This is a genomic window from Mycolicibacterium arseniciresistens, assembly GCF_030519285.1.
In the GTDB taxonomy this organism is placed as follows: domain Bacteria; phylum Actinomycetota; class Actinomycetes; order Mycobacteriales; family Mycobacteriaceae; genus Mycobacterium; species Mycobacterium arseniciresistens.
The window spans coordinates 1-26,247 of record NZ_JAUMSQ010000060.1 but is presented as its reverse complement, the minus strand read 5'-3'; the positions used below and the strand labels follow the sequence as shown (position 1 = coordinate 26,247).

Below are 26,247 nucleotides of genomic sequence, written 5' to 3'. Positions count from 1 at the left end.
GATCCCGCTGGCCGCCCCGGCGGCCACCGACCGCGCGGCCGCCGACCTGGCGGTGCACTGGTACGGCCACTCCTCGGCGCTGGTCGAGGTCGACGGCTACCGGGTGCTCACCGACCCGATCTGGAGTTCCCGGTGTTCGCCGTCGCGTCAGGTCGGGCCGCACCGGCTGCACGACGTGCCGGTGGAGCTCGAGGCGTTGCCCGCCGTGGACGCCGTGCTGATCAGCCACGACCACTACGACCACCTCGACATCGACACCATCCTCGGATTGGCCCGCACCCAGTGGGCGCCGTTCTGTGTGCCTCTCGGCGTCGGCGCGCACCTGAGGAAGTGGGGTATCCCCGAAGAGCGCATCGTCGAACTCGACTGGAACGAGAGCCACCGGATCGGCGATCTGACGGTGGTGTGCACCCCGGCCCGGCACTTCTCCGGACGGCTGTTCGCCCGCAACACGACGCTGTGGGCGTCGTGGGCGATCGTCGGACCGAAGCACCGGGCCTTCTTCGGCGGCGACACCGGCTACAGCAGGAGCTTCGCCGACATCGGTGCCGAGCACGGGCCGTTCGACGTGACGCTGCTGCCCGTCGGGGCGTACCACCCGGCGTGGCCCGACATCCACATGAACCCCGAAGAGGCGGTGCGCGCACACCTCGACGTCGCCGAGGCCGGCGCCGGGCTGCTGGTGCCGATCCACTGGGCGACGTTCCGGCTCGCGCCCCACCCGTGGGCCGAACCGGTCGAACGCCTGCTGCGCGCCGCCGATCCCGCCGGCGTCCCGGTCGTGGTGCCGAAGCCGGGCGAACGCGTCGACCGCGAGACCATCCGGCCGTCCGCGCCGTGGTGGCAGTTGTAACGACGGGCGCTTTGGCCGCCCAACCGGGTGCCGGACCGTTACGGTGCTGACCATGAGGGCACTGATCAGCGCCGCCGTCGTCGGTCTGCTGCTGGTATCGACGGTGGGCTGCGACTCCGAACCGGCTGAGCCTGCGTCGTCCCCGGCGGCGGAGTCCGACGTCCCGCCGCCCCTGGTGCCCGCGATGCCGCTGGCTGAGAACGCGGTGGACGACGCGGTCGCCGAGCTCGACGGCCTGGTCGAGAAGGTGATGAACGCCTCCGGCATCCCCGGTATGGCCGTCGCGGTGGTGCACGGCGGAAAGACGGTGTACGCAAAGGGTTTCGGCGTCAAGGACGTGAACGCCGGTGACGGCGACGGCAACAAGGTGAACCCCGACACGACCTTCCAGCTGGCGTCGCTGTCCAAGCCGATCGCGGCGACCGTCGTCGCCCGCCAGGTGGGCCAGGGGGCGGTCGGCTGGGACACCCCGATCGTCGAGAAACTGCCGGGGTTCGCGCTGTCCGATCCCGCGGTCACCCGGATGGTCACCGTCGGTGACATGATGTCGCACCGCTCAGGCCTGCCCGATCACGCCGGAGACCAGCTCGAGGACCTCGGCTACTCCCGGGAGTACATCCTCGACAAGTTGCGGCAGCTCCCGCTCGATCCGTTCCGGATCTCGTACGCCTACACCAATTTCGGCTACACCGCGGGCGCCGAGGCGGTCGCGGCCGCCGCGAGCAGGAAGTGGGAGGATCTCGCCGACGAGGCGATCTTCGACCCGCTCGGGATGGGCTCGACCAGCTACCGCTTCGCCGACTACGAGGCCCGGCCCAACCGCGCCGCGGGCCACATCCACATCGACGGCCGCTACGAGCCGCTGTACGTCCGCGACGCCGACCCGGAGGCGCCCGCCGGTGGCGCCAGCTCATCGGTGAACGACATGGCGCGCTGGCTGGCGATGGTGCTGGCCGACGGGAAGCACAACGGCACAGAGTTGATCGACCCGAAGGCGCTGCTGCCCGCCCTCACCCCGCAGGTGGTGTCCAGCCCGGCCAGTGAACCGGCGATGCGGACCGGCTTCTACGGGTACGGCTTCAACGTCGGCACCACCTCGGGCGCCCGCACCGAGCTCAGCCACTCGGGGGCCTTCGAATCCGGTGCGGGCACGAACTTCCTGTTCCTGCCGTCGGCCGACGTCGGCATCATCGCGCTGACGAACGCCACCCCGGCCGGTGTTCCCGAGGCGCTGACCGCGGAATTCGCCGACCTCGTCCAGTTCGGGGAGGTCCGCGAGGACTGGTACAGGCTGTACAACACCATCTTCCAGCAGATGGAGAAGCCGGTCGGCGAGCTGGTCGGCAAGGAACGCCCGGCCGGCGCGAGGCCGCCCGGACCGCTGTCGTCCTACGCCGGTGTCTACAGCAACGAGTACTGGGGCCCGGTGACGCTCATCGAGCAGTCGGGCAAGCTCCGGCTGAAGATGGGCACCAAGCTCGACGTGGAGCTCATGCCATGGGACGGCAACGTCTTCAGCTATTCCTGGGTGAGTGAGAATTCGCCCCCCGGAACGGTTTCCGCGGCGACCTTCGACGGTGACAGGCTGACGCTGGACTACTACGACGAAGTGGGCAACGGAGTGTTCTCCCGGTGAGCGCTCGCGCGAAGAGATACTGCCGCCGATGAGCGCAGCCCTGGTGGCGACCGGGTTGTCCGACGCCGAGGTGGCCCAGCGCGTCGCCGACGGCAAGACCAACGACGTACCCACCCGGGCGGCACGGACCACGCGGGAGATCGTCCGGGCCAACGTCTTCACCAGGATCAACGCGATCCTCGGGGTGCTCCTCGTCATCGTGCTGTCCACCGGCTCGGTGATCAACGGCGCGTTCGGCCTGCTGATCATCGCCAACAGCGCGATCGGCATCATCCAGGAGCTGCGGGCCAAGCAGACGCTCGACAGGCTCGCCATCGTCGGGCAGGCGAAACCGTTGGTGCGCAGGCAGTCCGGCGCCGTCGCGGTGCTGCCGAACCAGGTGGTGCTCGACGACGTGATCGAGCTCGGGCCGGGCGACCAGATCGTGGTCGACGGGGACGTCATCGAGGAGGCCAACCTCGAGGTGGACGAATCGCTGCTCACCGGCGAGGCGGACCCGATCGCCAAGGACGCCGGTGACCACGTCATGTCGGGCAGCTTCGTGGTGGCGGGCAGTGGGGCCTACCGGGCCACCAGGGTGGGGCGGGAAGCGTACGCGGCCAAGCTCGCCGAGGAGGCCACCAGGTTCACCCTCGTCAAGTCCGAACTGCGTAGCGGCATCAACAAGATCCTGCAGTTCATCACCTATCTGCTGGTCCCCGCCGGACTGCTGATCATCTACACCCAGCTGTTCACCACCGGTGCGGACTGGCGCGAGTCGGTGCTGCGCATGGTCGGTGCGCTGGTGCCGATGGTGCCCGAAGGGCTGGTGCTGATGACGTCGATCGCGTTCGCGGTGGGCGTGGTCCGGCTCGGCCGCCGTCAGTGTCTGGTCAACGAACTGCCCGCCATCGAGGGGCTGGCCCGTGTCGACGTGGTGTGTGCGGACAAGACCGGCACCCTCACCGAGAACGGCATGCGGGTGGCCGACACGCAGCGGCTGTCCACCGCCGACGTCGCAGAAGTGCTGGCGCAGTTGGCCGCCGACGACGCCAGGCCCAACGCCAGCATGCTCGCGATCGCCGAGGCCTACCGGATGCCGCCGGGCTGGACCGCGACCGCGACCGCGCCGTTCAAGTCGGCCACCAAGTGGAGCGGCGCGTCCTACGGCGAGCACGGCAACTGGGTGATCGGCGCACCGGACGTGCTGCTGGACCCGGCGTCGCCGGCCGCGGCGCAGGCCGAGCAGCTCGGCGCGCAGGGGCTGCGGGTCCTGTTGGTCGGCTCGTGCGATGTGCCGGTCGACGACGCGGCCGCGCCCGGCACCGTGACGCCCGTCGCGCTGGTGGTGCTCGAGCAGCGGGTGCGGCCCGACGCCCGCGACACCCTCGACTACTTCGCCTCGCAACATGTCTCGGTCAAGGTCATCTCCGGTGACAACGCGGTGTCGGTGGGCGCGGTCGCGGGATCGCTCGGACTGGCCGGCGAGACGATGGACGCGCGGCAGCTGCCCGATGAGCCCGACCGACTGGCCGACACCCTCGAGGAGTACACCACCTTCGGCCGGGTGCGGCCGGACCAGAAGCGGGCCATGGTGCACGCGTTGCAGTCGCGCGGCCACACCGTCGCGATGACCGGTGACGGCGTCAACGACGTGCTCGCGCTCAAGGACGCCGACATCGGAGTGGCGATGGGATCGGGCAGCTCGGCGTCGCGGGCGGTGGCGCAGATCGTGTTGCTGGACAACAAGTTCGCGACGCTGCCCTACGTGGTCGGCGAGGGCAGGCGGGTGATCGGCAACATCGAGCGGGTGTCGAACCTGTTCCTGACCAAGACCGTCTACTCGGTGCTGCTGGCGGTGCTCGTCGGACTGGCCGGTTTGTCGTCCGAGGTGTTCGACACCGATCCGCTGCTGTTCCCGTTCCAGCCCATCCACGTGACCATCGCGGCGTGGTTCACCATCGGCATCCCGGCGTTCGTCCTGTCGCTGGCACCCAACAGTGAACGCGCCCACAGTGGATTCGTCCGCCGCGTGATGACCGCTGCGCTGCCGTCGGGACTGGTCATCGGCGCCTGCACCTTCGTCTCCTACCTGCTCGCCTATCAAGGAAGGGCCGCCACGCCGACCGAGCAGACGCAGGCTTCGACGGCGGCGCTGATCACGCTGCTGGTGGGTGCGGTGTGGGTGCTGGCGGTGGTGGCCCGGCCCTACGAGTGGTGGCGGGTGGCGCTGGTGGCGGTCTCCGCGCTGGCCTACGTGGTGATCTTCTCGATCCCGTGGGCGCAGGAGTTGTTCCTCCTCGACCCGACGAACACGGCGATCACGGCGACGGCGCTGGGCATCGGCCTGGTCGGCGCCCTGGTCATCGAGGTGCTGTGGTGGATCCAGGGGTCGGCGCTCGGCGAGCGACGCCGGCTGTGGCGCGGCCGGTAAGCTGGCCGCATGGCTATTTTCGACAAGGTGAAGAACTGGGTGTCGAAGAACCCCGACAAGGCGAGCGGCGCGATCGACAAGGCCGCCAACCTCTTCGATCAGAAGACCAAGGGTAAGTACGCCGACAAGGTCGACAAGGCCCAGGGCGCTGCCCGCAACTACGTCAACAAGAACAACCCGCACGGCCCCGGTCCGGCCGGCCACCCGCCGGTCCCGCCGCCGCCGCCGGTGCCCCCACGCCCCTGACGCATGGCCAAACTGTCTGTCTCCGTCGATGTCCCGCTGTCGCCGGCGGACGCATGGGCGGCCGCCTCGGATCTGTCCCGCTACAAGGAGTGGCTGACCATCCACCGGGTGTGGCGGTCGAAGCTGCCCGAGACCCTGGAAAAGGGCACCCGCATCGACTCGATCGTCGAGGTCAAGGGCATGCCCAACCGGGTGAACTGGACCATCGTCCACTACCGGCCGCCGGAGGCGATGACGCTCAACGGTGACGGCAAGGGCGGGGTGAAGGTCAAGCTCATGGGCAAGGTGAAGCCCGCCGCCGACGGCGGTTCGACGGTCACCTTCGACGTGCACCTCGGTGGGCCTGCGCTGTTCGGGCCGATCGGCATGGTGGTCGCGGGCGCGCTCAGGAGTGACATCCAGGAGTCGCTGAACAGGTTCAAAGCCGTCTTCGCGCCGGCCTGAGCGGATGCGATTCGACCGCGCCATCCCGGTGCTCAGAGTGTTCGACCAGGCCAAGGCCGAGGAGTTCTACCTCGGGTATCTGGGTTTCAGCACCGACTGGGAGCACCGGTTCGGGCCCGACTTCCCGCGCTACGCCCAGATCAGCCGCTCCGAGCTGCTGCTCCACCTGTCCGAGCACCACGGCGACGGGACGCCGGGCAGCGTGGTCTTCCTGCCGATGGACGGCATCCGGGAGTTCCACGCCGAGCTGTCCGGCCGCGATTACCGATTCGCCAAGCCGGGATTGGAGAGCGCGCCGTGGGGCCTGACGGTCGACGTGACCGATCCGTTCGGCAACGAACTGCGTTTCTGCGAACAGAGTGTCAGCGGCGCATCCGGCGCCTGAGCAGCCGACCGAACTCGACGGCCGAGCGTCGCACCGACTCGACCTCCAGTGACACCAGCAGGGTGTCCACCATCGCGAAGGGCAGTGTCGTGACCACTGCGCCGCGGCCGTACTCGATGTGCCAGCTGCCGGGGTGGATGGTCAGGCCGCGGACGCGACCCTTCTCCAGGTAGGTGTGCTCACCGGCGCGCAGCGTAGCGGGCAGCAGGTCGTCGGACTCCAGGTCGAACGAGTCGATCTGGCCGGCGATCAGGAACTTGTGGATCTCCACCCGCTTGTAGCGGCCGGAGAACCCCACGGTGCCGGTGGGTGAGCCGAACAGCACGATGTACTCGTTCGGGCTGAAGTACAGGAACCGCACCTTGCCCAGCACGCCGCCCGCCCTGCTGGCCACCCAGCGCCCCCCGCCGGCGTCGATCAGGTCCGGATACTCCGCGGCGAGCAATTCCGTTGTGCGACGGATCAACTCGCCACCCGCGAGCGGTGTTCCGGTCACTTGCTTCGCCACCCGGGCAAGGACGTCAGGGTCGATCCGGTAGGCCATCGTCTGAGGTAACCACAGGCAAGCGCGCGACGCGCCGGGGTGGGGCAGGTGATTTCGGCGCGCTTTTGTTCACCCAGCGATCGTGAGCGCGCCGAAATCACGTAGGGGCGACCCTTGACGGCCCCGCGGAGTGTGACGTAGCTTACGTGGAAACGTTCACATGGAACCGTTTCCACAGCGAAGGGGCTGAGTGTTGGCGAGCAACGGCGTCACGATCCGCGACGTGGCCGCACGCGCAGGGGTGTCGCTCGGCACGGCGTCCCGGGTGCTCTCCGGCCATCCCGCGACGTCGCCGGGCGCACGCTCCCGGGTCACCGAAGCGGCCGCCGCACTCGGATACCGGCCCAACGCGCAGGCGCGCTCCCTGCGCTCGACCCGCACGCACACGATCGGCCTGCTGGTCTCCGACGTGCGCAACCCGTTCTTCGCCGACGTCGCCCACGCCGCCGAACAGGCGGCGCTCGACGCGGACTACGTCACGCTGCTGGGCAACGCGAACGAGGACGTCGACCAACAGGACCGGTATCTCGAGACGTTCCTGACCCAGCGCGTCGACGGCGTGGTGATCACCCCTCAGGGCCGCGGTTCTGGCAGCCTCGACACCCTGATCGACAGCGGGATGCCGATCGTGTTCGCCGACCGCACCGTCGAGGGCCTCGACGTGCCGAGCGTGACCACCGACAGCAGGCCCGGCCTCGACGAGGCGATCGCGCACCTCGCCGCCCGCGGGCACACCAGGATCGCGTTCATCGGCGGCCCGCAGTCGATCTCGACCGGGCGGGACCGCCACGACGCGTTCCTCGAGGCCATGCCCGCGCACGGCCTCGAGGTGGCCGGTGAACTGATCGCGTTCGGCGACTTCCGCGAAGCCAGTGGCACCGAGGCCGCCGAACGCCTGCTGGCCGTCCCGGACCGGCCGACCGCGCTGCTCGCCGCCGACAACCTGATGGCCGTCGGCGCACTCGCGGCGGTCCGCAGCCACGGCCTGACCATCGGCGCCGACATCGACCTGATTGCGTTCGACGACACCGAGTGGTTCCCCTTCCTCGACCCGCCGATGTCGGTGATCGCCCACGATCCCGGCGCGATCGGCCGGCACGCGGTGGCGCTGCTGCTCCGGGTCATCGGTGGTGACACCCCCGAGTCCGTCGTCCTGCCGACGAAGTTCGTCGACCGCACACGGGTCGCAGGGAGTCCTCATGGCTGAGCGGCGGGTGTTCGTCGTCGGCAGCCTCAACGCCGACCACCGGGTGCGGGTCACCCGCATCCCGGCGGCGGGGGAGACCGTGCTCGGCTCCACCGTCACAGTCGGGGCCGGCGGAAAGGGAGCGAACCAGGCCGTCGCCGCGGCCAGGGCGGGCGCCGCCACCCGGATCGTCGGCGTCGTCGGCGAGGACGGCGACGGTGATCTGATCCGGACGGCACTCTCGGGTGAATCCGTCGACACCCACCACGTGCACACGGTCGCAGGCACGCCGACGGGCCGCGCGCTGATCACCGTCGACGATTCGGGCGAGAACACGATCGTCGTCTCGCCCGGCGCCAACAGCACCTTGTCGAGGGATGAGGTGTCGGCCGGACTGGCCGGAATCGGGGCCGGTGACCACCTGCTGCTGCAACTGGAGACGCCGATGCCGATCGTGGCGCACGCCGCCCGCGCCGCACGCGATGCCGGCGCGATCGTGGTGGTCAACGCCGCACCGGTGCCCTCGGCCGTCGAGAACCTCCTCGACCTGGCCGACCTGCTGGTGGTCAACGAACACGAACTCGCCGACATCGCCCAGCGGATGCGCGGCGACGACGCACGCGGCGGGATCGAGGACGACATGGCCGCGGTGGTGGCGGCGTCGGGCGCCGGTGTCGTGTGCACGGCGGGCAGCGCGGGCGCCTTCGTCTGGAGCGGCGACGGGGTGGCGAATGTGCCGTCACCGACGGTCGCCGCGGTCGACTCCACCGCGGCAGGCGACACGTTCATCGGGTACCTCGCCGCCGGACTCACCGTCGACCCCGACGACCTCACCGGCGCCATCCGGTACGCGGTGCGCGCCGCGGCGGTCGCGGTCACCCGGCCCGGCGCCATCGACTCCATCCCGCACCGCGACGAACTCGAAACCACCACTGCCGCAACGAAGGAAAGCCCATGAGAATCGCACTCGGCAACGACCACGCCGGCTACCCGCTCAAGGCCCACGTGCGCGAGGTGCTCGAAGGCCTCGGTCACGAGGTCATCGACCGCGGCGCACCGAGCGAGGAACCGGTCGACTTCCCCGACGTCACGTTCGCGACGTGCGACGCGGTCAGGAGGGGCGACGCCGACCGCGCCGTGCTGGTCTGCGGAACGGGTGCGGGCGCCGTGATGGCGGCCAACAAGATCGCCGGGATCAGGTGCGCGCTCGGCCACGACGTGTACTCCGCGCACCAGAGTGTCGAACACGACGACGCCAACGCGATCGCCATGGGGGCGTGGGTGATCGGCCGCGCCACCGCGAGCGAGGTGATCGAGGCGTTCCTCGCCGCCCGCTTCGACGACGACGAGGACACCGTGCGCCGCGTCGGCAAACTGCACGACCTCGAGAAGCAGTCGGCACGCGAACTCGCCGCCGAATCCTGACATCCATCCCGCCCATCAAAGGAGATCGGCAATGACCACCGAGATCGAGACCACCCGCAGGCAGGCCGAACACGGCTCACCGGGAAAGGTGAAGACCGCCTTCGGCGCGGCCGCGGGCACGTGCGTGGAGAACTACGACTTCGTCGCGTACGGCACCGCATCGGCGCTGTACTTCGGCGACGTGTTCTTCCCGGAATCCGACCCCGTGACCGGCACCCTGCTGTCCTTCGCCACCCTCGGCGTCGGCTTCCTGATGCGGCCCATCGGCGGGTCGGTCGGCGGCTTCCTGGGCGACCGGTACGGCCGCAAGCCGGTCCTGGTGGGCGCCCTGCTGATCATGGGCGTCGCGACGGTGCTGATCGGACTGCTGCCGACCTACGCCCAGGTGGGCGTGCTGGCTCCGGTGCTGCTGGTGCTGATCCGGATGATCCAGGGGCTGGCGTTCGGCGCCGAGTGGGGCGGCGCGGTGCTGATGGCCTACGAGCACGCGCCGTGGCGGCACCGCGGCCGGTTCGCGGCCATCCCGCAGGCGGGTAACCCGCTCGGGATCGCACTGGCCAACATCGCGTTCCTGGCCAGCGCCTCCCTCGACAGCGACTGGGCGTGGCGAATCCCGTTCCTGGCCAGTGCGATCCTGATCGCCGTCGGATTGTTCGTGCGGATGCGGCTGAGCGAGTCACCGGAGTTCGTGGCCACCAAGGCCCTCGGCGAGGTCGTGCGCAACCCGTTCCTCACGGTGATCAAGGAGGACTGGCGCAACATCCTGCGCGTCATCGCGCTGCGCGTCGTCGAGTCCTGCGCCTACTACCTGACCGCGACGTACCTGCTGAGCTACATCGCCCAGCGCGACCCGGCCGACCGCACCCCGGCACTGACCGGCGTCGTGATCGCGAGCGTGATCGCCGTCGGCACAACGCTGTTCGCCGGCAATCTCACCGACCGCATCGGCCGCCGACGCGTCTACCTCGTCGGGTGTCTGCTCGCGATCGCGTTCGGTATCCCGATGTACCTGCTGGCCAACACCGGTCAGCCGTTCCTGATCGCGGTGGTGTTCATCATCGGCATCGGCCTCATCCACGCCGTGCTGACGGGGACGCAGGCCGCGTGGTTCGCCGAACTGTTCGCCACCAACAGGCGGACGTCCGGCGCGTCGATCGGCTACCAGACAGCGGCGTCCATCGCGGGCTTCGCTCCGTTCCTCGCGGTGCTGCTCGCCGATGGGCTCGGCTGGATCGGACCTGCGCTGTTCTACGTCACCGTCGGACTGGTCGGACTCGGCGGTGTGCTGGCCACCAGGGAGACCTGGGGTCCGAAGGAACGCGCAGGCGTCGACGCGTTCATCCGCGGCGAGGCGGGCGCGACCGCGCGCTAAGCCAGCGCCTCGTCGATCGGGGTGTCGCCGGAGATCAGCTCGAAGGTCCTGCTGCCACCGGTGTCGAGCGCCGCGACGAGCACCGCCGCGACGTCGGCGCGCGGGATGCTGCCGCGCCCGGTGGATTCGGCGATCTGCACCCGGCCGGTGCCCGGGTCGTCGGTCAGCATCCCCGGCCGCACGATCGTCGTGTCGAATCCCCGCTTCGCCGCAAGGTAATCATCGGCGGCGCCCTTGGCGCGCAGGTACGCGACGAACACCTCGTCGTCGGCGGCGTCCTCGGCCGCGGCGGGGTTCGCCCCCATGGCCGAGACCATCAGGTAACGGCGCACGCCCGCCGCCTCGGCGGCGTCGGCCAGCAGGATCGCGGCGTCGCGGTCGACGGTCTCCTTGCGCGCCGCACCGCTGCCGGGGCCGGCGCCCGCGGCGAACACCACCGCATCGGCGCCCCGCAGGTGGGCGGTGACCTCGTCGAGGGTGGCCTTCTCCAGATCCAGCACGATCGACTCGGCGCCGGCGGCCTCCAGGTCGGCGGCGTGATCCGGGTTGCGGATCAGCCCGGCGACAGAATCGCCGCGCTCGGACAGCAGCTTCTCCAGCAGCAGGGCGATCTTTCCGTGGCCACCGGCGACGACGATGCGCATCATGGCGGCATACCCGATCGGCCGGATCGCCGAACGTGCGGTGGGTGCGAAATTCGGGACCGATTTCCGCACTGGCCGCACGTTCGGCGACGTGTCGGGCGCTGAGCTTCACGCCAGCTGCGCGCGCAACTCCCGTTTGAGCACCTTGCCGTAGCTGTTCTTCGGCAGTTCGTCGACGAACTCGTAGCGCTTGGGCCGCTTGAACCGGGCGATCCGCTCGAGCAGGTGCGCGTCCAGTTCCGACGCGTCCGCCGTGCCCACGATGAACGCCACCACCACCTCGCCCCACTCGGGGTCGGGCGCACCGACCACGCACGCCTCGGTGACGCCGGGGTGCTCGATGAGCACCTCCTCGACCTCCCGCGGGTAGATGTTGCTGCCGCCGCTGATCACCACGTCCTTGGACCGGTCGCGCAGGGTCAGGAAGCCGCGATGGTCGAACGACCCCATGTCGCCGGTGTGCAGCCAGCCCCGCTGCAGCGTCGCCGCCGTGGCTGCCGGGTTGCGCCAGTACCCCGACATCACGACGTCGCCGCGGCAGACGATCTCGCCGATCTCGTCGACGCCCGCCGGGGTCCCGTCCTCCCGGAGCACCGCGACGCTCACCCCCGAGCGGGCGTAGCCCACCGATCCGAGCACCGCGTCGTCGGCTGGAACTCCGGCGCGAAGATGATCGCGCCGGCGCAGGCCCGTGATCGTCATCGGCGCCTCGCCCTGCCCGTAGAGCTGGGTGAAGATCGGCCCGAACGCCGCCATCGCCTTCTTCAGGCTGTCGACGTACATCGGGCCGCCGCCGTAGACCACGGTGCGCAGGTTGGCCGGCCGCGGCCGCCCGGTCTGCACCAAGCGCTGCACCATCGTCGGCGCCAGGAAGGCACTGCAGCCGGGATGGTGCTCGCAGAGATCGAGGAACTCGTCCGGCTCGAACGCCGCGGACACCGGCACCACCTGGCGGGCGCCGCGCAGCACGTACGGCGCGATGTAGAGCCCCGAGCCGTGTGACATCGGTGCGCCGTGCACGAGCGCGGATTCGTGGTCGGGGGAGTCGAAGTCGGCGAGGTGGGACACCGTCATGGCGGTCAGGTTGCGGTGCGAGAGCATTGCGCCCTTGGACCGGCCGGTGGTGCCGCTGGTGTAGAACAGCCACGCCAGCGTTTCGGGGTCGGTGTCGGTCGGGACGTCGCCTGCAGCGGTGTGCAGCCGGGCGGCGTACTCGTCGCCGGCGATCACCTCGATCGGCCGGTCGGTGGTGCCCGCCAAAGCCGCCGCGATCTTCGGCGATGCGAAAACCTGTGCGACGTCGGCGTCGTCGAGGATCTGGGTCGTCTCCAACGGGTGCAGCTTGAAGTTGATCGGCACCACGACACTCTCGGCGGCCCACGCGGCGAACATGAGTTCCACGATCTCCGGGCGGTTCTCGCTGGCGACCGCGATGCGGGCGCCGGGACCGAGTGCGCGCAGTGACGCGGCCAGTCGCAGCGCACGCTCGCGCAGTTCCGCCCAGGTCCACATCTGCTGCTCGCCGAGGTACACGGCGCCGCGGTCACCGAAGCGCGATGCGGCCTGGTCGAGCATGGTGAACAGGTTGGTCATGCGCGGACCCGCCTCAACGCGGCACCCATTCCGAGGACAACGCGAAGTCCGACAGGTACTTCGTCGAACTCCACCCACCGTCGACGACGATCGTCTGGCCGTTGATGAAACTGCCGCCCTCGGAACACAGGAACACCACCGTGGACGCCAGGTCGGCCACCGTGCCCAGCCGCGGGTACGGCGTCATCTCGGTGTTGATCTTGCGGAACCGCTCGTCTTCGAGCCGGTGCGCCACCATCGGGGTGAGCGTCACCCCGGGCGCCACCGCGTTGCACCGGATGCCCTGCGGCCCGTACTGGCAGGCGATGTGCGTGGTCAGCGAGGTCAGTCCGCCCTTCGCCGCCGAGTACGCGCCGCCGCGCAGGCCGCCGACCACGGCGAAGGTCGAGGTGACGTTGATGATCGCCGACCCGGACCGCATGTGCGGGATGACGTCGCGGGCCAGCCGGAACGGCGCCCGCAGCATCAGGCCCAGGAAGTAGTCCAGGCTCTCGTCGTCGGTTTCGTGCAACGGCTTCGGGCTGCCGACGCCGGCGTTGTTGATCAGGTAGTCGATCCGGCCCCACCGCTGCACCGCGGCGTCGACGATCCGCTTCGGTCCGTCGTCGGCGGTGAGGTCCACGGCCAGGGTGGCGACCAGGTCGGGGTCGCCGATCGCCTGTTCGAGTTCGGCCAGCCGCTCGGGGTCGCGGCCGGTGCCCAGCACCGCCGTCCCGGCCTCGGCGAGCGCTGTCGCGCAACCGAATCCGATGCCACTGCTGGCGCCCGTGACGATGGCCACCTTGCGTCCGGCGTCCTCTTGCATAGCTACCTACCTGACTTCCGCGGCGTCCAGTGCCGCGCGGATCCGATGCTTCAACACCTTGCCTGCGTCGTTCTTGGGCAGCGCATCCCAGATCGCCACCTGCTCGGGCACCTTGAACTTGGCGACGCCGCGGCCCAGCAGGAAGTCCCGCAGGCTCTCGACGTCGGGGGCGTCCTGACCGGCCGCCACGATCACCGCGCACGCCCGTTCACCGGTCCGGGCGTCGGGCAGGCCGACTACCGCCACCTCGGCGATACCGGGGTGGCCGGCGAGCAGGTCCTCGACCTCTTTGGGCGAGATGTTCTCGCCGTTGCGGATGACGATGTCCTTGGCGCGCCCGGTCACGACGAGATAATCGTCATCCACCCAGGCGCCAAGGTCACCGGTCGCGAAGTAGCCGTCGGCGTCGAAGCAACCGGCCGCATCCGCGGGATGCAGGTAGCCGACCAGCATCTGGGGCCCGCGGGCGTTGATCTCACCGGACCCCTCGGGCGCGGCGGCGTGGTCGGCGAGCCGGATGTCGGCGATGCCCGCCCGGCCGTCGGTGTCGGCCGCGTGGTCGACGTCGCGGGCGTCGGGCACCCCGACAGTGGTCACGGGCACCTCGGTCGAGCCGTACACCCGGGTCACCACCGCCCGCTCGAAACCGGCTGTGGCGCGGCGGATCAACGACGGTGACACCGAGGCGCCGCCGCAGATGAACACCTTGAGGTCGGGGAGCCGGGTGCCGGCCCTGTCGGCCGCGGCCAGCAGCCCTTCGAGGAACGGCGTCGCGCCCGCCATGTGGGTGCACCGCTGTTCCGTCATCAGTGCGACGGCGGCCGCGGGGTCCCACCGCTCCATCAGCACTGCGGTGGTGCCGAGCAGCAGCGGGGATTCGAACGCGTAGATCGAGCCGCCGATGTGGGCGATCGGGGAGGGCACCAGGAAGCGGTCACCGGGCTCCACCAGCCAGTGCTCACCGATCTGACGGATCAGCGCGTGGATCGAATTGTGGCTGTGCAGCACGCCTTTGGGGCGGCCGGTGGTGCCTGAGGTGTACATGATCATGCGCACGTCGTCGGGGTCCGGGTCCGCCAGGTCCACCGGCGGCGAGCCGAACAGTGAGGCGTACGCGGTGTGCGGGCCGGGGTCGCCGCGCAGCACCACCACCTCGGGCGGGTCGGCGATGGCGGCGGTGACCCGGGTGAGCATGGCGGCGTAGTCGTGGGTGCCGAACCGCTGCGGCACGAACATCATCCGGGTGTCCGCGTCGCCGAGGATGAACTGCAGTTCGTGGTCCCGGAGTGAGGGCAGGATCGGATTGACCACCATCCCGGCCAGCGTCGCGGCGAGGTAGACCACCGCGGCCTCGTGCCAGTTCGGCAGCGTGAACGACACCACGCTGCCCGCAGGCATCCGGGCGGCCATGGCGTGGGCCAGTTTCGACGCCTGCGTGTGCAGCGCCGCGCAGTCGATCGCGATGTCGCCGTCCACCAGCACCACCCGGTCCGGGGTGTCACGGGCGGCGGCGCGCAACGCGTCGGCGAGGGTGGTGCGCACCCACAGGCCGCGGTCGTACGCGTCGGCCGCGCGCCGCTCGTCGACGGCGACCCTCACGGCTCGACCAGGCCCTTGACCCGGCGCATCGTCATCGCGTGCCGGAACCGGGCCGACGGGTGGGTGTTCACGGTGACCTGGGCGACCTCGCCGTCGGAGGTGGTGTACGTGCGCTGCATCTCCAGCGCGGCGCTGCCCGCCGCGACGTGCAACCGGTCGGCGAGTTCCCCGGTCAGCACCACGGCGGCGATCTCCTGGTGCACCTCGACGATGCTCACTCCGAACAGGTCCTCGATCAGCGGGAAGATCGGCCCGGAGTGGCGCGCCAGCAGGCGGCCCACCGCGGCGAACGTCCGGTTGATGTAGTACTCGGTGCGGCAGATCGGCGCGGCGGTGCCGTCGGCCTGGCGGTACCCGCGGACCGCGAGCCACTGCGATCCGAGGTCCAGGCCGGTGCGCTCGGCGAGGCCGGCGTCGATGGTCACCATCGTGGTCGACTCCACGGCGAACTGCGCGCCCGCGGCGAACGCGAGCAGGTCGTTGATCGACATCACGTCCTGGGCATAGGAACTCGCCTCGGGGCGTGGCACCACCAGGGTGCCTGCGCGTGGCCGCGAGGTGACCAGGTTGTCCTCGCGCAACCGGCGCAGCGCCTCGCGCACGGTGTAGCGGCTCACCGCGAACCGTTCGCAGAGTTCGTGTTCGGTGGGCAGCTGCGAGCCCACCGGGTACACCCCGTCGACGATCTCTTTCCGCAGCGCCCGCGCCACCTGCAGGTAGCGGTGCTCGGTCGGCGCTAATGTCATGCGCGATCCGCTCCGCTTCTCGCTCGTGTCATGCGCGGCGCAACGCCAGCACGCTGCCGTCGCCGTCGGCCGCCACGAACAACGTGCCGTCGGCGCCGCCGGTGATGCCGGCGAACGGCCCCTGCGGACCCGAGAACGGCTGGATCCCCAGCAGCGGCTTGGGCGTCACGCCGGGCGGCGCACCGATCGGCAGGCCGGACGCGATGACGCTGCGCGCGCCGGTGGTGAGGTCGACGGCGATGACCTCCTTGGCGCCGGCGTCGACGACGAACAGAGAGCCGCCCTCGACGGTGATGCCCTGCGGCGTCTGCAGTCCGTCGACGACGGTCTCGGCGCCCGACCCGGTCAGCCGGACCACCCGGCCGGCGGCGGACTCGGCGACCAGCGGGGCGCCGTCGATGCCGATGGCCACCCCGGTCGGCTCGGCGAGCCCGTCGGCCAGCACCGTGCCTGCGCCCTCGCGCAGCGAGTGCACCCGTCCGGCACCCAGCTCGGCGAACACGATCGAGCCGTCGAATCCGACGGCGATGCCGTACAGCTGATCGAAACCCGTTGCCAGGTAATCGGTCTCGCCACCGGGGCGGTACCGGCCGACCTGCCCGAGGGAGGTCGTGCAGAGGAAGTCGCCGTCGGCGGTGCTGGTCAGGCCGCGCATGTATCCGGGGTAGCCGGGGGTGAACAACATCGCGACCGCTTCGAGCGACCCGTCGGGCTGCAGCGCATAGAAGTAGGTGCCGTCGGCGATGTGCAGCCTGCCGTCGGCGCCCACCGCGAGGTCGTGCGGCCAGTTCAGGCCACCGGGCAGCAGCGTGCGGGTCTCGCCGCCGCCGAGCACCTCGGCGATCTCACCGGTGAAGTTGGAGGCGAACAACCGGCCGTCGACGATGGTCAGGTTGTCGAGGCCCGGATTGAGCTGGGCGAGCACCGTCTGCGCGCCGGACCGGGGATCGATGCGCAGCACCTGGCCGGAGGCCACCTGAGTGGACACGATGAACCCGTCGGCGTCGAACTTCACCGAGTCGGGCACGCCGAGGTCGGCGGCGACGCGCTGGGGTTCACCGCCGTCGAGGTCGATCCGCCAGATCTCGTTGGCCGTCATGACGGGGAAGTACAGCAGTCCGTCGGGGCCGACCTCCATCGCGTTGGGCGATGGCAGGTTGTCCGCCAGGACGCGGGGTTCGCCGCCGGCGAGGTCGAGTTCGAGTAGCCGTCCGCCGTCGCGGCACTCGTTGACGAAGAGCCTGCCCCGGTGGGTGGTGATGCCGTTGGCGGCGGGCACGTCGTCGCGCAGCACCCGGGACCGGCCCGCGGTGTCGCGCACGCTCACCCGGCCGTCCATGTACTCCGTGGCGTACAGGTTGCCGTCGGCGTCGAAGGCCAGGTCGTCGGGCGCGACGATGTCGCTGCCCTTCGCGCTGATCGTCTCCATCGCTCCGGTCGCGAGGTCCAGGGCGCTGATCTGGCTGCCGGTCACCTGCGCGATGTACATCCGCCCGTCCGGGCCGGTGCGCAGGCCGTTGGCGCCGAACAGCCGGCTGGGCGGGGTGAGGCGCGTCAGCCGCCAGCCGTCGGTGACGGTCGGATTCGCGGCGGTGTACCTGGCGGAGGGCGTCGGCGCCGCAGTGGATGGCGGAGTCATGGACCCGGACGTTAGCAAGCGGGCTTAGTCCAGACAATAGCGAGCATGGAAGGACCGGGGTCCCTTGACGGCCGGATAACCCCTGCGGAATAGTGTTCTGCAATATGCAGAGCACCATTGTTTGTCCGGACAAATAGGCGTCGGGCATGGATGACCTCCTCAACCTCGACGGCCGCATCGTGGTCGTGTCGGGGGCCGGTGGCGGCGGTATCGGCACCACCGTCACCGAGCTGGCCGCCGCGGCGGGTGCCACGGTCGTCGCCGTCAGCCGCAGGCAGGACAACCTCGACCAGCACGTCGGCCCGCTCGCCGACAAGGGCCTGCCGGTGGTCACCGTGGCGGCCGACGCATCGACCGACGAGGGCATCGCCGCGGTGCTCGACGCGGTGCGCAGCACGGCGGGGCGCACCGGTGCCCGGCTGCACGGTCTGGTGAACATCGCCGGCGGGGCGGCGCCGTCGACCTGGATGCCCTCGACCCGCGTCACCCGTGACGACTGGCGGGCGTTGTTCGCCGCGAACCTCGAGACGGCGTTCTTCATGAGCCAGGCGGTCGCGGTCGAACTGAGGTCGGAAGGCAACCCGGGCTCGATCGTGTCGGTGTCGTCGATCAGCGGGATGAACACCGCGCCGTTCCACATCGCCTACGGCACCGCCAAGGCGGCGGTGGTGGCGATGACGAGGACGATGGCCGTCGAACTCGCGCTCGACGGCATCCGCGTGAACGCCGTCGCCCCCGGCGTCACCGAGACTGCGGCGTCGGCTACCTACGTCGACGCTGACCCCGAGCGTGACCGCCAGGCCATCGCGATGGGCCGTCGCGGCACACCGCGCGAGCAGGCCGGCGCCATCCTGTTCCTGCTCTCCGACCTGTCCGGCTACGTCACCGGCCAGACGCTGCTGGTCGACGGCGGCCTGGACCTCAAGTGGAGCCACCTCGCCGCGGACAACACCTCACTGTTCCTGAAAGACGAATCCTTCCGCAGCACCATCAGCCGGCTATGAAGGGGATGTAGATGACCGACATGAAGGCCGACACGGAGAAGACCGTCCCGCAACCGGCTCCGGCCGAGGAACTCTCGGAGCCGATGACCATCCCGGTCGAGGCCTACATCTCCGAGGAGTACGCCCGCGCCGAACGGGACAGACTGTGGCGCAAGGTCTGGCAGCAGGTCGGCCGGGTCGAGGAGATCCCCGAGGTGGGCAGCTACCTCACCTACGACATCCTCGACGACTCGATCATCGTGGTCCGCACCGGTGACAACGAATTCGCGGCGCACCACAACGTCTGCATGCACCGCGGCCGCAAGCTCGTCGACCGGCCCGAAGGCGCGAAGAACGCAGTGGGCCGGGCGCGCAAGTCGTTCGTCTGCGGATTCCACGGCTGGACATACGGATTGGACGGCACCTGCACCCACATCAGGGAACAGGACGACTGGAAGGGCGCGCTGAACCCGCGCAACACCCACCTGGCGCCGGTGCAGGTCGACACCTGGGGCGGTTGGCTGTTCGTCAACATGGACCCCGATTGCGAACCGCTGGCCGACTACCTGTTCCCGGCGGCGAAGATCCTCGACCCGTTCGGCCTGGAGAACATGCGCTACAAGTGGCGCAAATGGCTGTACTTCGACTGCAACTGGAAAGTCGCGATGGAGGCTTTCAACGAGACCTACCACGTGTTCACCACGCACCCGGAGTTCAACAAGTTCGGCGAGTTCAAGGGTTGGGCCAAGGCACAGGGCCGGCACAGCAACATCGGCTACGACGCGCCGAAAGGTATGGACGAGACCAAGTCCAAGATCCGGCTCGGCACCGGCGACGACCCGCGCGTGTCCACTGCCGAGATGCAGATGTACACCTGGGAACAGACCAACGCGACCACCACCGAGACACTGGTCAACGCCGCCAAGCGGCTGGTCGACGAACTCCCCGAGGGCACTCCTGCCGACAAGGTGCTCCAGCACTGGCTGGCCTCCGCGCGCCGGGACGACGAGGCGCGCGGCGTCATCTGGCCGGTGATCCCGCCCGACATCCTCGGCCAGAGCGGCACCGCATGGCAGCTGTTTCCGAACTTCCAGATCGGCCAGGGCCTCACCAGCGCACTGTGCTACAGCGCCCGACCTGATCCCAGCTACGACCCCGACAAGTGCATCTTCGAGGTCGCCGTCTTCGAGCTGTACCCGAAGGGCGAAGAGCCGCAGACCGACTGGGTCTACACGCCGGTGGGCGACCCGAACTGGCTGTCGGTCCTGCCTCAGGACTTCTCGAACATGGCCGCGGTGCAGCAGGGCATGAAGTCGGCCGGTTTCCCCGGCACGAAGCCCAACCCGTACCGCGAGCGCAGCACGGTCAACCTGCACCACCAACTGTCGCAGTACATGGGCACCGGCGAACCCCGCGAAATCGAGTGATCTCGGCGCGCTTTCGATCGCTCACCGAACGAGATCACGCCGAAATCACGGAAGAAGGAGAGACATGACGACCGCCGAGCAGGCCTGCGGACCCACCGACGTCCCGACCGACATCGACATCCCCGCGATACGGGAGAGGTACGCCGCCGAGCGGGCCAAGCGGCTGCGGCCCGAGGGCGCCGATCAGTACCTGGAACTCGAAGGCGACTACGCCGGGTTCTACGAGGTCGACCCGTACACCACCGTGACCGAGCGGGACGCGATCACCGAGGATGTCGACGTCGTCGTCCTGGGTGGCGGGATCGCCGGACTGTTGGCAGGGGCGTATCTGAAGAAGGCCGGCGTCGACGGCATCCGGGTCATCGAGATGGCAGGCGACTTCGGTGGCGTCTGGTACTGGAACCGCTTTCCCGGCATCCAGTGCGACAACGACGCGTACTGCTACGTCCCGCTGCTCGAAGAACTCGATTTCATGCCGTCGAAGAAGTTCGCCGACGGAGCCGAGATCTTCCAGCACTGCCGCAACATCGGAAAGCACTTCGGGCTGTACGACGGGGCGCTGTTCTCCACCCAGGTGCGCGAGCTGAGCTGGGACGAAGAATCGCAGCGTTGGCAGATCAGCACCGACCGTGGTGACGACATCCGCGCCCGGTTCGTGGTCATGGCCCAGGGCTCCTACAACCGCCCGAAGTTCCCCGGCATCCCCGGCATCAAGGACTTCGCGGGACACGTGTTCCACTCCGCCCGCTGGGATTACGACTACACCGGCGGGAACGCCGACGGCGGGTTGGACAAGCTGGCGGACAAGCGTGTCGCGCTCGTCGGCACCGGGGCGACCGGCATCCAGCTGGTGCCGCACCTCAGTCGCGATGCGCAGGAGCTGTTCGTCTTCCAACGCACGCCGTCCTCGGTCGACGAGCGTTCCAACCCGTCCACCGATCCCGCTTGGGCCGCCTCCCTCGAACCGGGGTGGCAGGAAGCGCGCAAGCGCAACTTCCACAACTGGTCGCCGTTCGTCGGTGTGGTGTTCGGCGAACCCGATTTGATCTGCGACTTCTGGACCGAGCTCGGGCGCAACCTGACCGCCCGGATCGCCGGCCTGGACGACCCCGCCTCGGTCACCATCGAGCAGATCATGGCGTTCCGGGAGGAGGAGGACTACAAGATCATGGAGCGGTTGCGTCGACGCGTCGATGCGATCGTCGAAGATCCCGCCACCGCCGAGTCGCTCAAGCCGTACTACCGCTTCATGTGCAAGCGGCCGTCTTCCAGTGAGCACTACCTCTCCTCGTTCAACCGTCCGAACGTGACGCTCGTCGACGTGTCGGAGTCCAAGGGCGTGGAGAAGCTGACCGAGAAGGGGATCGTCGCCAACGGTGTCGAGTACGAGGTGGACTGCGTGATCTTCGCGAGTGGCTTCGAGATCTCCACCGAGATCAGTCGCCGGTTCGCGATCGACAGCATCGTGGGCCGCGACGGGCTGTCGCTGTTCGACTACTGGCAGAACGACTACAAGACGCTGCACGGCATGACCAGCCGCGGCTTCCCGAATCAGTTCTTCATGGGCTTCATCCAGGGCGGCGTGTCGGCGAACACCACGGCGATGTTCGAACAGCAGGCCCAGCACATCGCCTACATCATCGCCGAGGCGCAGAACAGAGGTGCCACCCGAGTCGAGCCCACCCAGGAGGCGCAGGACAGCTGGGTGCAGACGGTCCGCGAGTTGTCGATCGACAACTCCGCGTTCGAATTGTCCTGCACGCCCGGCTACTACAACAACGAGGGGCGAGGCGGCGCGGAACGCAACGGGTCGTTCCTCGGTGACTTCTACTCGCCCGGGTTCTACGCGTTCGACGAACTGATCGCGGAGTGGCGCGGCAAGGGTGATCTCGACGGTCTGGAGCTGAGCACATGACCGCTGCGACAACTGGGGCGAGCGCAGCGACGGGAGATGAAGCCGCTCTCGACGCCCGGGAGATCAACCCGCGTATCGGGACCGAGATCCGCGCCGACAAGGTGACACTGCTCTCCGGCGACCACGCCGCCACGCTGCGCGACCTGCTCGAACAGCGCGGCGTGCTGGTGTTCCCGCAGATCGGCTTCACCGACGACGAACAGGTGGCGTTCACCGAGACGCTCGGCACGCTGGCCACCGAGCGCAAGGGCGAGAAGCTCTACAACGTCACGCTCGACAAGACCGTCAACAAGCAGGCCGACTACCTGAAGGGGTCGCTGTACTGGCACCTCGACGGCACGATGAACGAGGTGCCGATCCTGGCCTCGCTGCTGTCGAGCAAGGCGCTCGGCAACGAGGGCGAGGGTGACACCGAGTTCTGCAACACCTACGCCGCCTACGACGACCTGTCCGACGAGGACAAGGCGGCGTTCGAGGAACTGCGGGTGGTCCACTCGACCTGGACGACGCTGCTCTACTACGAGCCCGAGCCGTCGCTGGAGATGCTGCAGCAGATGATGTCGATCGGCGAGCGGGAGCTGCCGCTGGTGTGGCGGCACCGCTCGGGCCGCAAGTCGCTGGTGCTGGGCTGCACGGCCGGCCACGTCGTCGGCATGGACCGCGGCAAGAGCATCGAACTGCTTGTCCGACTGCGGGAGTGGGCCACCCAGCCGCAGTTCGTCTACCGGCACACGTGGTCGGTCGGCGACCTGGTGATCTGGGACAACACCGGCACCATGCACCGCGCGACGCCGTACGACCCGGCGTCGGGGCGGCTGCTGCAGCGCACCAAGCTGGCCGGTGAGGAGTCGTTCGCCTGACATGGGTGACCTGAGATTCGACGGCCGGGTGGCGGTCGTCACCGGCGGGGGCCGCGGCCTCGGGCGGGCCTACGCGCTGCTGCTGGCCTCCCGCGGGGCGAAGGTCGTGGTCAACGACCTGGGCGGCAGCCTCACCGGTGAGGGTGGTGACGCCGGCCCCGCCCACGACGTGGTGCGCGAGATCGTCGCCGCAGGCGGACAGGCCGTCGCCAATGCCGATTCGGTCACCACCCCCGAGGGCGGGCGGGCCATCGTCGGTGCCGCGCTCGACGCGTTCGGCCGCCTCGACGTGGTCGTGCACAACGCGGGCAATGTGCGGCGCGGCTCGCTGCGCGACATCAGCTACGCCGACTTCGAGGCCGTAGTCGACGTGCACCTGCGCGGCGCGTTCCACGTTGTCCGCGAGGCGTTTCCGGTGATGTGCGACGCCGGTTACGGGCGCATCGTGCTCACCTCCTCGATCGGCGGGCTCTACGGCAACCACGACGTGGTCAACTACGCGGTCGCCAAGGCGGGCGTGATCGGGCTGTCGAACGTCGCGGCGATCGAGGGCGCGGCGCACGGCGTGACGAGCAATGTGATCGTGCCCGCCGCCGTCACCCGGATGGCCGAGGGCATCGACACGTCGGCCTACCCGCCGATGGGACCCGAACTGGTGGCGCCCGCGGTGGGCTGGCTGGCACACGAAAGCTGTTCTGTCACCGGCGAGATCTACATGGCGCTGGCCGGCCGGATCGCCCGCGCCGCGATTGCCGAGAGCCCGGGGGTGTACCGGCCGTCGTGGTCGGTCGAGGACGTCGAGGCTCAGCTCGACGGGATCCGCGACCTCTCGCAGCCGGTGGTGTTCCCGCCGGTGCCCGACGGGCACACCGACCACATCCGGTACAGCTTCGCGATGGCTGTCCAGCAGCAGCAGGGAGCCGTCCATGGTTAGCTCCGCCGGCCCGCTCGCCGGGATCCGGGTCGTCGACCTCACCGCAGTGGTGATGGGGCCGTACTGCACGCAGATCATGGCCGACATGGGCGCCGAGGTCATCAAGGTCGAGCCGCCCGAGGGCGACATCACCCGCTACGTCGCACCCGGTCCGTCGCCGGGGATGAACGGCGTGTTCGTCAACGTCAACCGCGGGAAGCGCAGCATCGTCCTCGATCTGCGGTCCGACCACGGGAGGGCGGCACTGCGCGCACTCATCGAGACGGCCGACGTGTTCGTCCACTCGATGCGGGCGAAGGCGATCGCCAAGCTCGGATTCGACTACGAGTCGGTCGCGGCCATCAACCCGCGGATCGTCTACACCAACTGCTACGGATACAGCCGGCGCGGCCCGGACGCCGATCGGCCCGCCTACGACGACACCATCCAGGCCGAGTGCGGTCTGCCCGCGGTGCAGAAGCAACTCACCGGCGACGCCACCTACGTCGCGACGATCATGGCCGACAAGGTCACCGGCCTCACCGCGCTGTACGCGATCATGATGGCGCTGTTCCACCGCGAACGCAGCGGCGAAGGACAGGAACTCGAGGTCAGCATGTTCGAGACCATGGCGTCGTTCATGCTCGTCGAGCACGCCAACGGTGCCATGTTCGACCCGCCGCTCGGACCGGCCGTATATCCGCGGACGGTCGCGCCGAACCGGCGTCCGTACGAGACGAAGGACGGCCACATCGCCGCGCTGATCTACAACGACAAGCACTGGCGGGCATTCACCGACGCGGTGCGACCGTCGTGGAACTCCGACGAATACGCCACGCTGCAGATGCGGGCCAAACAGATCGACGTCGTGTACGGGCTGGTGGCCCAGACGATGCGGGAGCGCACCACCGCCGAGTGGCTCGCGCTGTTCGCGGAACTGGAGATCCCCGCCACGCCGATCAACACCCTCGACTCGCTGTTCGATTCGCCGCAGCTCAACGCCGCCGGGATGTTCGAGACCATCGACACCCCGCACGGCAAGGTGCGCTTTCCCGGTGTGCCCACGTGGTTTTCGCGCACGCCCGGCCACGTCCGGGGCTACGCTCCCGAACTGGGCGCCGACACCGCCGACATCCTCGCCGAACTGGGCCTGTCCAGCGACGCCGAGACGACGGTTGTTGACGGAAACAGCCCGGATTCGGTCAACAACCGTAGTGTCGGCGCCACCGAAGCCGCGGCGGAGCTGGCATGAGCATGGACTTCGAGATGGGGCAGCGCGCTGCGCAGTTGCGCACCGATCTGCGGGAACTGGTGCACGACAACGTGCCCGAGCATTACCTCGGCGCGTTCACCGACGATCCGGCCGACCTCGAGACGGCGCAGCGGTTCTGCCGCCTGCTCGCCGAGCGGGATCTGCTGTGCCTGTCGTGGCCCGAGGAGTTCGGCGGCGGCGGGGCGTCGGTGTGGGAGCAGACGGTGGTGCGCGAGGAGATGTGGGCGCACCACGAACCGCGCGGCGCCCAGTACATGGGCGTGAACTGGGTGGGGCCGATCATCATGCGGCACGGCACCGACGAGCAGCAGCGCAGGCATCTTCCGCCGATCGCGCGTGGCGAGGTGATCTGGTGTCAGGGCTTCTCCGAACCCGAGGCGGGTTCCGACCTGGCGTCGTTGCGCACCACCGCCCGCCCCGACGGAGACGGCTGGCTCGTGAGCGGCCAGAAGATCTGGACGTCGTACGCCACCATGGCGCAGTGGTGCTTCCTACTGGCGCGGACGTCGAAGGTGGGAACGGAAGCCACCCCGAAGAAACAGAACGGCTTGACGATCTTCCTGGTGCCGATGGACGATCCGGCGATCCAGGTGCGGCCGATCCGCTGCATGATGGGCCCGCACCACCTCAACGAGGTGTTCTTCGACGACCTGCGGGTGACCGAGGCCGACGTGCTGGGCACCGTCGACGCCGGCTGGTCGGTGGTGCAGGACGTGATGGCGTTCGAACGCGTCGGCATCGCCCGCTACGCCCGCTGCGAACGGCTGCTCGCCGCGGCGCCCGCCGTGCTCGGGCCCCGCTGGGACAGGGTGCCGGAGGAGTTGCGCGGCAGATGGATCCGCATGCTCACGCACTGCCGCCGGGCCCGCCTGCTGGCCTACCGGGTGGTGTCGCTGCAGAGCAGCGGGCGCATCACACCCGGCGACGCCGCCGCGTACCGCATCGCCGTCACCAAGCTCGACCAGGACAGCGCGGAGGTGCTGATGGACATCGCCGCCGAGGTGCGCCACGACGACCCGAACGCCGGGTGGTTCCTCGGCGAGGTCGAGGACCACTGGCGTTACTCCCAGGCGTCGACCGTCTCGTCGGGAAGCATCGAGATGCAGCGCATCCTGCTGTCGCGAGCGCTGCTGGCGGCAGCGCGATGATCCTCGATCTGGGCGACGACGCAAGCGAATTCGGCAGGCAGGCACTGCGCGCGTTCGAGGCGGCCGGTGGCGATGAACTGGTGCAGCAGGCCGAAGCCAAACCCGCAGAACGCGAATCACTGGTCGGCCCCGCGCTGGCGGGCCTTGGCGCGTGGGACCTCGACGTGCGCGGTGACGCCGACGAGCTCGAGGCCGCCG

At 69.4% G+C, this 26,247-nt stretch carries 24 protein-coding genes and 1 pseudogene; 18 read left to right on the top strand and 7 right to left on the bottom strand.

Translation table 11 applies throughout. The features are described 5' to 3' along the window. From Q2100_RS11065 to Q2100_RS11040, 6 genes are all read left to right on the top strand, one after another. Positions 1-853, top strand: an 853-nt coding sequence (locus Q2100_RS11065; protein ID WP_302914095.1) for an MBL fold metallo-hydrolase, incomplete at its 5' end; no start/stop codon positions are given. A 52-nt stretch (positions 854-905) separates the two neighbouring features. Further along, positions 906-2,489 carry a serine hydrolase gene (locus tag Q2100_RS11060; RefSeq protein ID WP_302914094.1) on the top strand — a complete coding sequence of 528 codons (1,584 nt, stop codon included), beginning with the start codon at positions 906-908 and terminating at the stop codon, positions 2,487-2,489. A 28-nt stretch (positions 2,490-2,517) separates the two neighbouring features. Next, positions 2,518-4,902, top strand: a complete 2,385-nt coding sequence (locus tag Q2100_RS11055; RefSeq protein WP_302914093.1) for a cation-translocating P-type ATPase — start codon at positions 2,518-2,520, stop codon at positions 4,900-4,902. A 9-nt stretch (positions 4,903-4,911) separates the two neighbouring features. Further along, on the top strand, positions 4,912-5,148 hold the full coding sequence (locus Q2100_RS11050) for an antitoxin (RefSeq protein WP_302914092.1): 237 nt from the start codon (positions 4,912-4,914) through the stop codon (positions 5,146-5,148). Positions 5,149-5,151: 3 nt separating this feature from the next. Further along, positions 5,152-5,592: a type II toxin-antitoxin system Rv0910 family toxin gene (locus tag Q2100_RS11045; protein ID WP_302914091.1), complete on the top strand. Its 441-nt coding sequence runs from the start codon at positions 5,152-5,154 to the stop codon at positions 5,590-5,592. A gap of 4 nt (positions 5,593-5,596) precedes the next feature. After that, complete coding sequence (locus Q2100_RS11040) at positions 5,597-5,977, top strand: glyoxalase superfamily protein (RefSeq protein ID WP_302914090.1); 381 nt, start codon at positions 5,597-5,599, stop codon at positions 5,975-5,977. On the opposite strand, the gene Q2100_RS11035 is transcribed toward Q2100_RS11040, so the two are convergent. Further along, positions 5,955-6,521 (bottom strand): isomerase, encoded by a 567-nt coding sequence (locus Q2100_RS11035; RefSeq protein WP_302914089.1) that lies wholly within the window; start codon positions 6,519-6,521, stop codon positions 5,955-5,957. The two genes, Q2100_RS11040 and Q2100_RS11035, sit on opposite strands and share 23 nt — an antisense overlap. 223 nt (positions 6,522-6,744) lie before the next feature. Between Q2100_RS11035 and Q2100_RS11030 the strand changes: the two genes are divergently transcribed. The 4 genes from Q2100_RS11030 to Q2100_RS11015 are packed head-to-tail and all read left to right on the top strand — an operon-like array spanning position 6,745 to position 10,504. Then, positions 6,745-7,728: a LacI family DNA-binding transcriptional regulator gene (locus tag Q2100_RS11030; RefSeq protein WP_302914088.1), complete on the top strand. Its 984-nt coding sequence runs from the start codon at positions 6,745-6,747 to the stop codon at positions 7,726-7,728. Beyond that, a complete protein-coding gene (locus Q2100_RS11025; RefSeq protein WP_302914087.1) occupies positions 7,721-8,665 on the top strand; it encodes a PfkB family carbohydrate kinase in 945 nt (314 codons plus the stop codon). Before Q2100_RS11030 ends, Q2100_RS11025 begins: the two co-directional genes overlap by 8 nt. Next, positions 8,662-9,132: an RpiB/LacA/LacB family sugar-phosphate isomerase gene (locus tag Q2100_RS11020; protein WP_302914086.1), complete on the top strand. Its 471-nt coding sequence runs from the start codon at positions 8,662-8,664 to the stop codon at positions 9,130-9,132. The genes Q2100_RS11025 and Q2100_RS11020 overlap by 4 nt, the downstream gene beginning before the upstream one ends. A 31-nt stretch (positions 9,133-9,163) precedes the next feature. Then, on the top strand, positions 9,164-10,504 hold the full coding sequence (locus tag Q2100_RS11015; protein WP_264010802.1) for an MFS transporter: 1,341 nt from the start codon (positions 9,164-9,166) through the stop codon (positions 10,502-10,504). On the opposite strand, the gene Q2100_RS11010 is transcribed toward Q2100_RS11015, so the two are convergent. The 6 genes from Q2100_RS11010 to Q2100_RS10985 all read right to left on the bottom strand — a co-directional run bounded on the left by Q2100_RS11010 (position 10,501) and on the right by Q2100_RS10985 (position 17,530). After that, a complete protein-coding gene (locus Q2100_RS11010) occupies positions 10,501-11,148 on the bottom strand; it encodes an NAD(P)H-binding protein (RefSeq protein ID WP_302914097.1) in 648 nt (215 codons plus the stop codon). The two genes, Q2100_RS11015 and Q2100_RS11010, sit on opposite strands and share 4 nt — an antisense overlap. Before the next feature lie 108 nt (positions 11,149-11,256). Beyond that, complete coding sequence (locus Q2100_RS11005; RefSeq protein WP_302914085.1) at positions 11,257-12,741, bottom strand: acyl-CoA synthetase; 1,485 nt, start codon at positions 12,739-12,741, stop codon at positions 11,257-11,259. A 13-nt stretch (positions 12,742-12,754) separates the two neighbouring features. Beyond that, on the bottom strand, positions 12,755-13,546 hold the full coding sequence (locus Q2100_RS11000) for an SDR family NAD(P)-dependent oxidoreductase (protein WP_264010800.1): 792 nt from the start codon (positions 13,544-13,546) through the stop codon (positions 12,755-12,757). Positions 13,547-13,552: 6 nt separating this feature from the next. Continuing rightward, positions 13,553-15,145, bottom strand: coding sequence for an AMP-binding protein (locus tag Q2100_RS10995; protein ID WP_302914084.1), 1,593 nt, complete (start codon positions 15,143-15,145; stop codon positions 13,553-13,555). Then, positions 15,142-15,891: a GntR family transcriptional regulator gene (locus Q2100_RS10990; RefSeq protein ID WP_302914083.1), complete on the bottom strand. Its 750-nt coding sequence runs from the start codon at positions 15,889-15,891 to the stop codon at positions 15,142-15,144. The genes Q2100_RS10995 and Q2100_RS10990 overlap by 4 nt, the downstream gene beginning before the upstream one ends. Before the next feature lie 28 nt (positions 15,892-15,919). Continuing rightward, the gene (locus tag Q2100_RS10985; protein WP_302914082.1) at positions 15,920-17,530 is read right to left on the bottom strand and encodes an SMP-30/gluconolactonase/LRE family protein; all 1,611 of its coding nucleotides are present in this window, start codon (positions 17,528-17,530) and stop codon (positions 15,920-15,922) included. 146 nt (positions 17,531-17,676) lie between these two features. Between Q2100_RS10985 and Q2100_RS10980 the strand changes: the two genes are divergently transcribed. The 8 genes and pseudogenes from Q2100_RS10980 to Q2100_RS10945 form a co-directional block, all read left to right on the top strand. After that, positions 17,677-18,534 carry an SDR family NAD(P)-dependent oxidoreductase gene (locus tag Q2100_RS10980; protein ID WP_302914081.1) on the top strand — a complete coding sequence of 286 codons (858 nt, stop codon included), beginning with the start codon at positions 17,677-17,679 and terminating at the stop codon, positions 18,532-18,534. A gap of 11 nt (positions 18,535-18,545) precedes the next feature. Further along, positions 18,546-19,940 carry an aromatic ring-hydroxylating oxygenase subunit alpha gene (locus Q2100_RS10975; protein ID WP_302914080.1) on the top strand — a complete coding sequence of 465 codons (1,395 nt, stop codon included), beginning with the start codon at positions 18,546-18,548 and terminating at the stop codon, positions 19,938-19,940. A 64-nt stretch (positions 19,941-20,004) separates the two neighbouring features. Beyond that, positions 20,005-21,855 (top strand): flavin-containing monooxygenase, encoded by a 1,851-nt coding sequence (locus Q2100_RS10970; RefSeq protein ID WP_302914079.1) that lies wholly within the window; start codon positions 20,005-20,007, stop codon positions 21,853-21,855. Further along, the gene (locus Q2100_RS10965; protein ID WP_302914078.1) at positions 21,852-22,715 is read left to right on the top strand and encodes a TauD/TfdA dioxygenase family protein; all 864 of its coding nucleotides are present in this window, start codon (positions 21,852-21,854) and stop codon (positions 22,713-22,715) included. Before Q2100_RS10970 ends, Q2100_RS10965 begins: the two co-directional genes overlap by 4 nt. A 1-nt stretch (position 22,716) precedes the next feature. Beyond that, on the top strand, positions 22,717-23,649 hold the full coding sequence (locus Q2100_RS10960) for an SDR family NAD(P)-dependent oxidoreductase (protein ID WP_302914077.1): 933 nt from the start codon (positions 22,717-22,719) through the stop codon (positions 23,647-23,649). After that, complete coding sequence (locus Q2100_RS10955; RefSeq protein WP_302914076.1) at positions 23,642-24,880, top strand: CaiB/BaiF CoA transferase family protein; 1,239 nt, start codon at positions 23,642-23,644, stop codon at positions 24,878-24,880. The genes Q2100_RS10960 and Q2100_RS10955 overlap by 8 nt, the downstream gene beginning before the upstream one ends. A 2-nt stretch (positions 24,881-24,882) precedes the next feature. Further along, entirely contained in the window at positions 24,883-26,049 is a 1,167-nt protein-coding gene (locus Q2100_RS10950) for an acyl-CoA dehydrogenase family protein (RefSeq protein WP_302914096.1), read from the top strand. Then, positions 26,046-26,247, top strand: a pseudogene (locus Q2100_RS10945) (acyl-CoA dehydrogenase family protein); the annotation flags it as partial. The gene Q2100_RS10950 and the pseudogene Q2100_RS10945, both read left to right, overlap by 4 nt.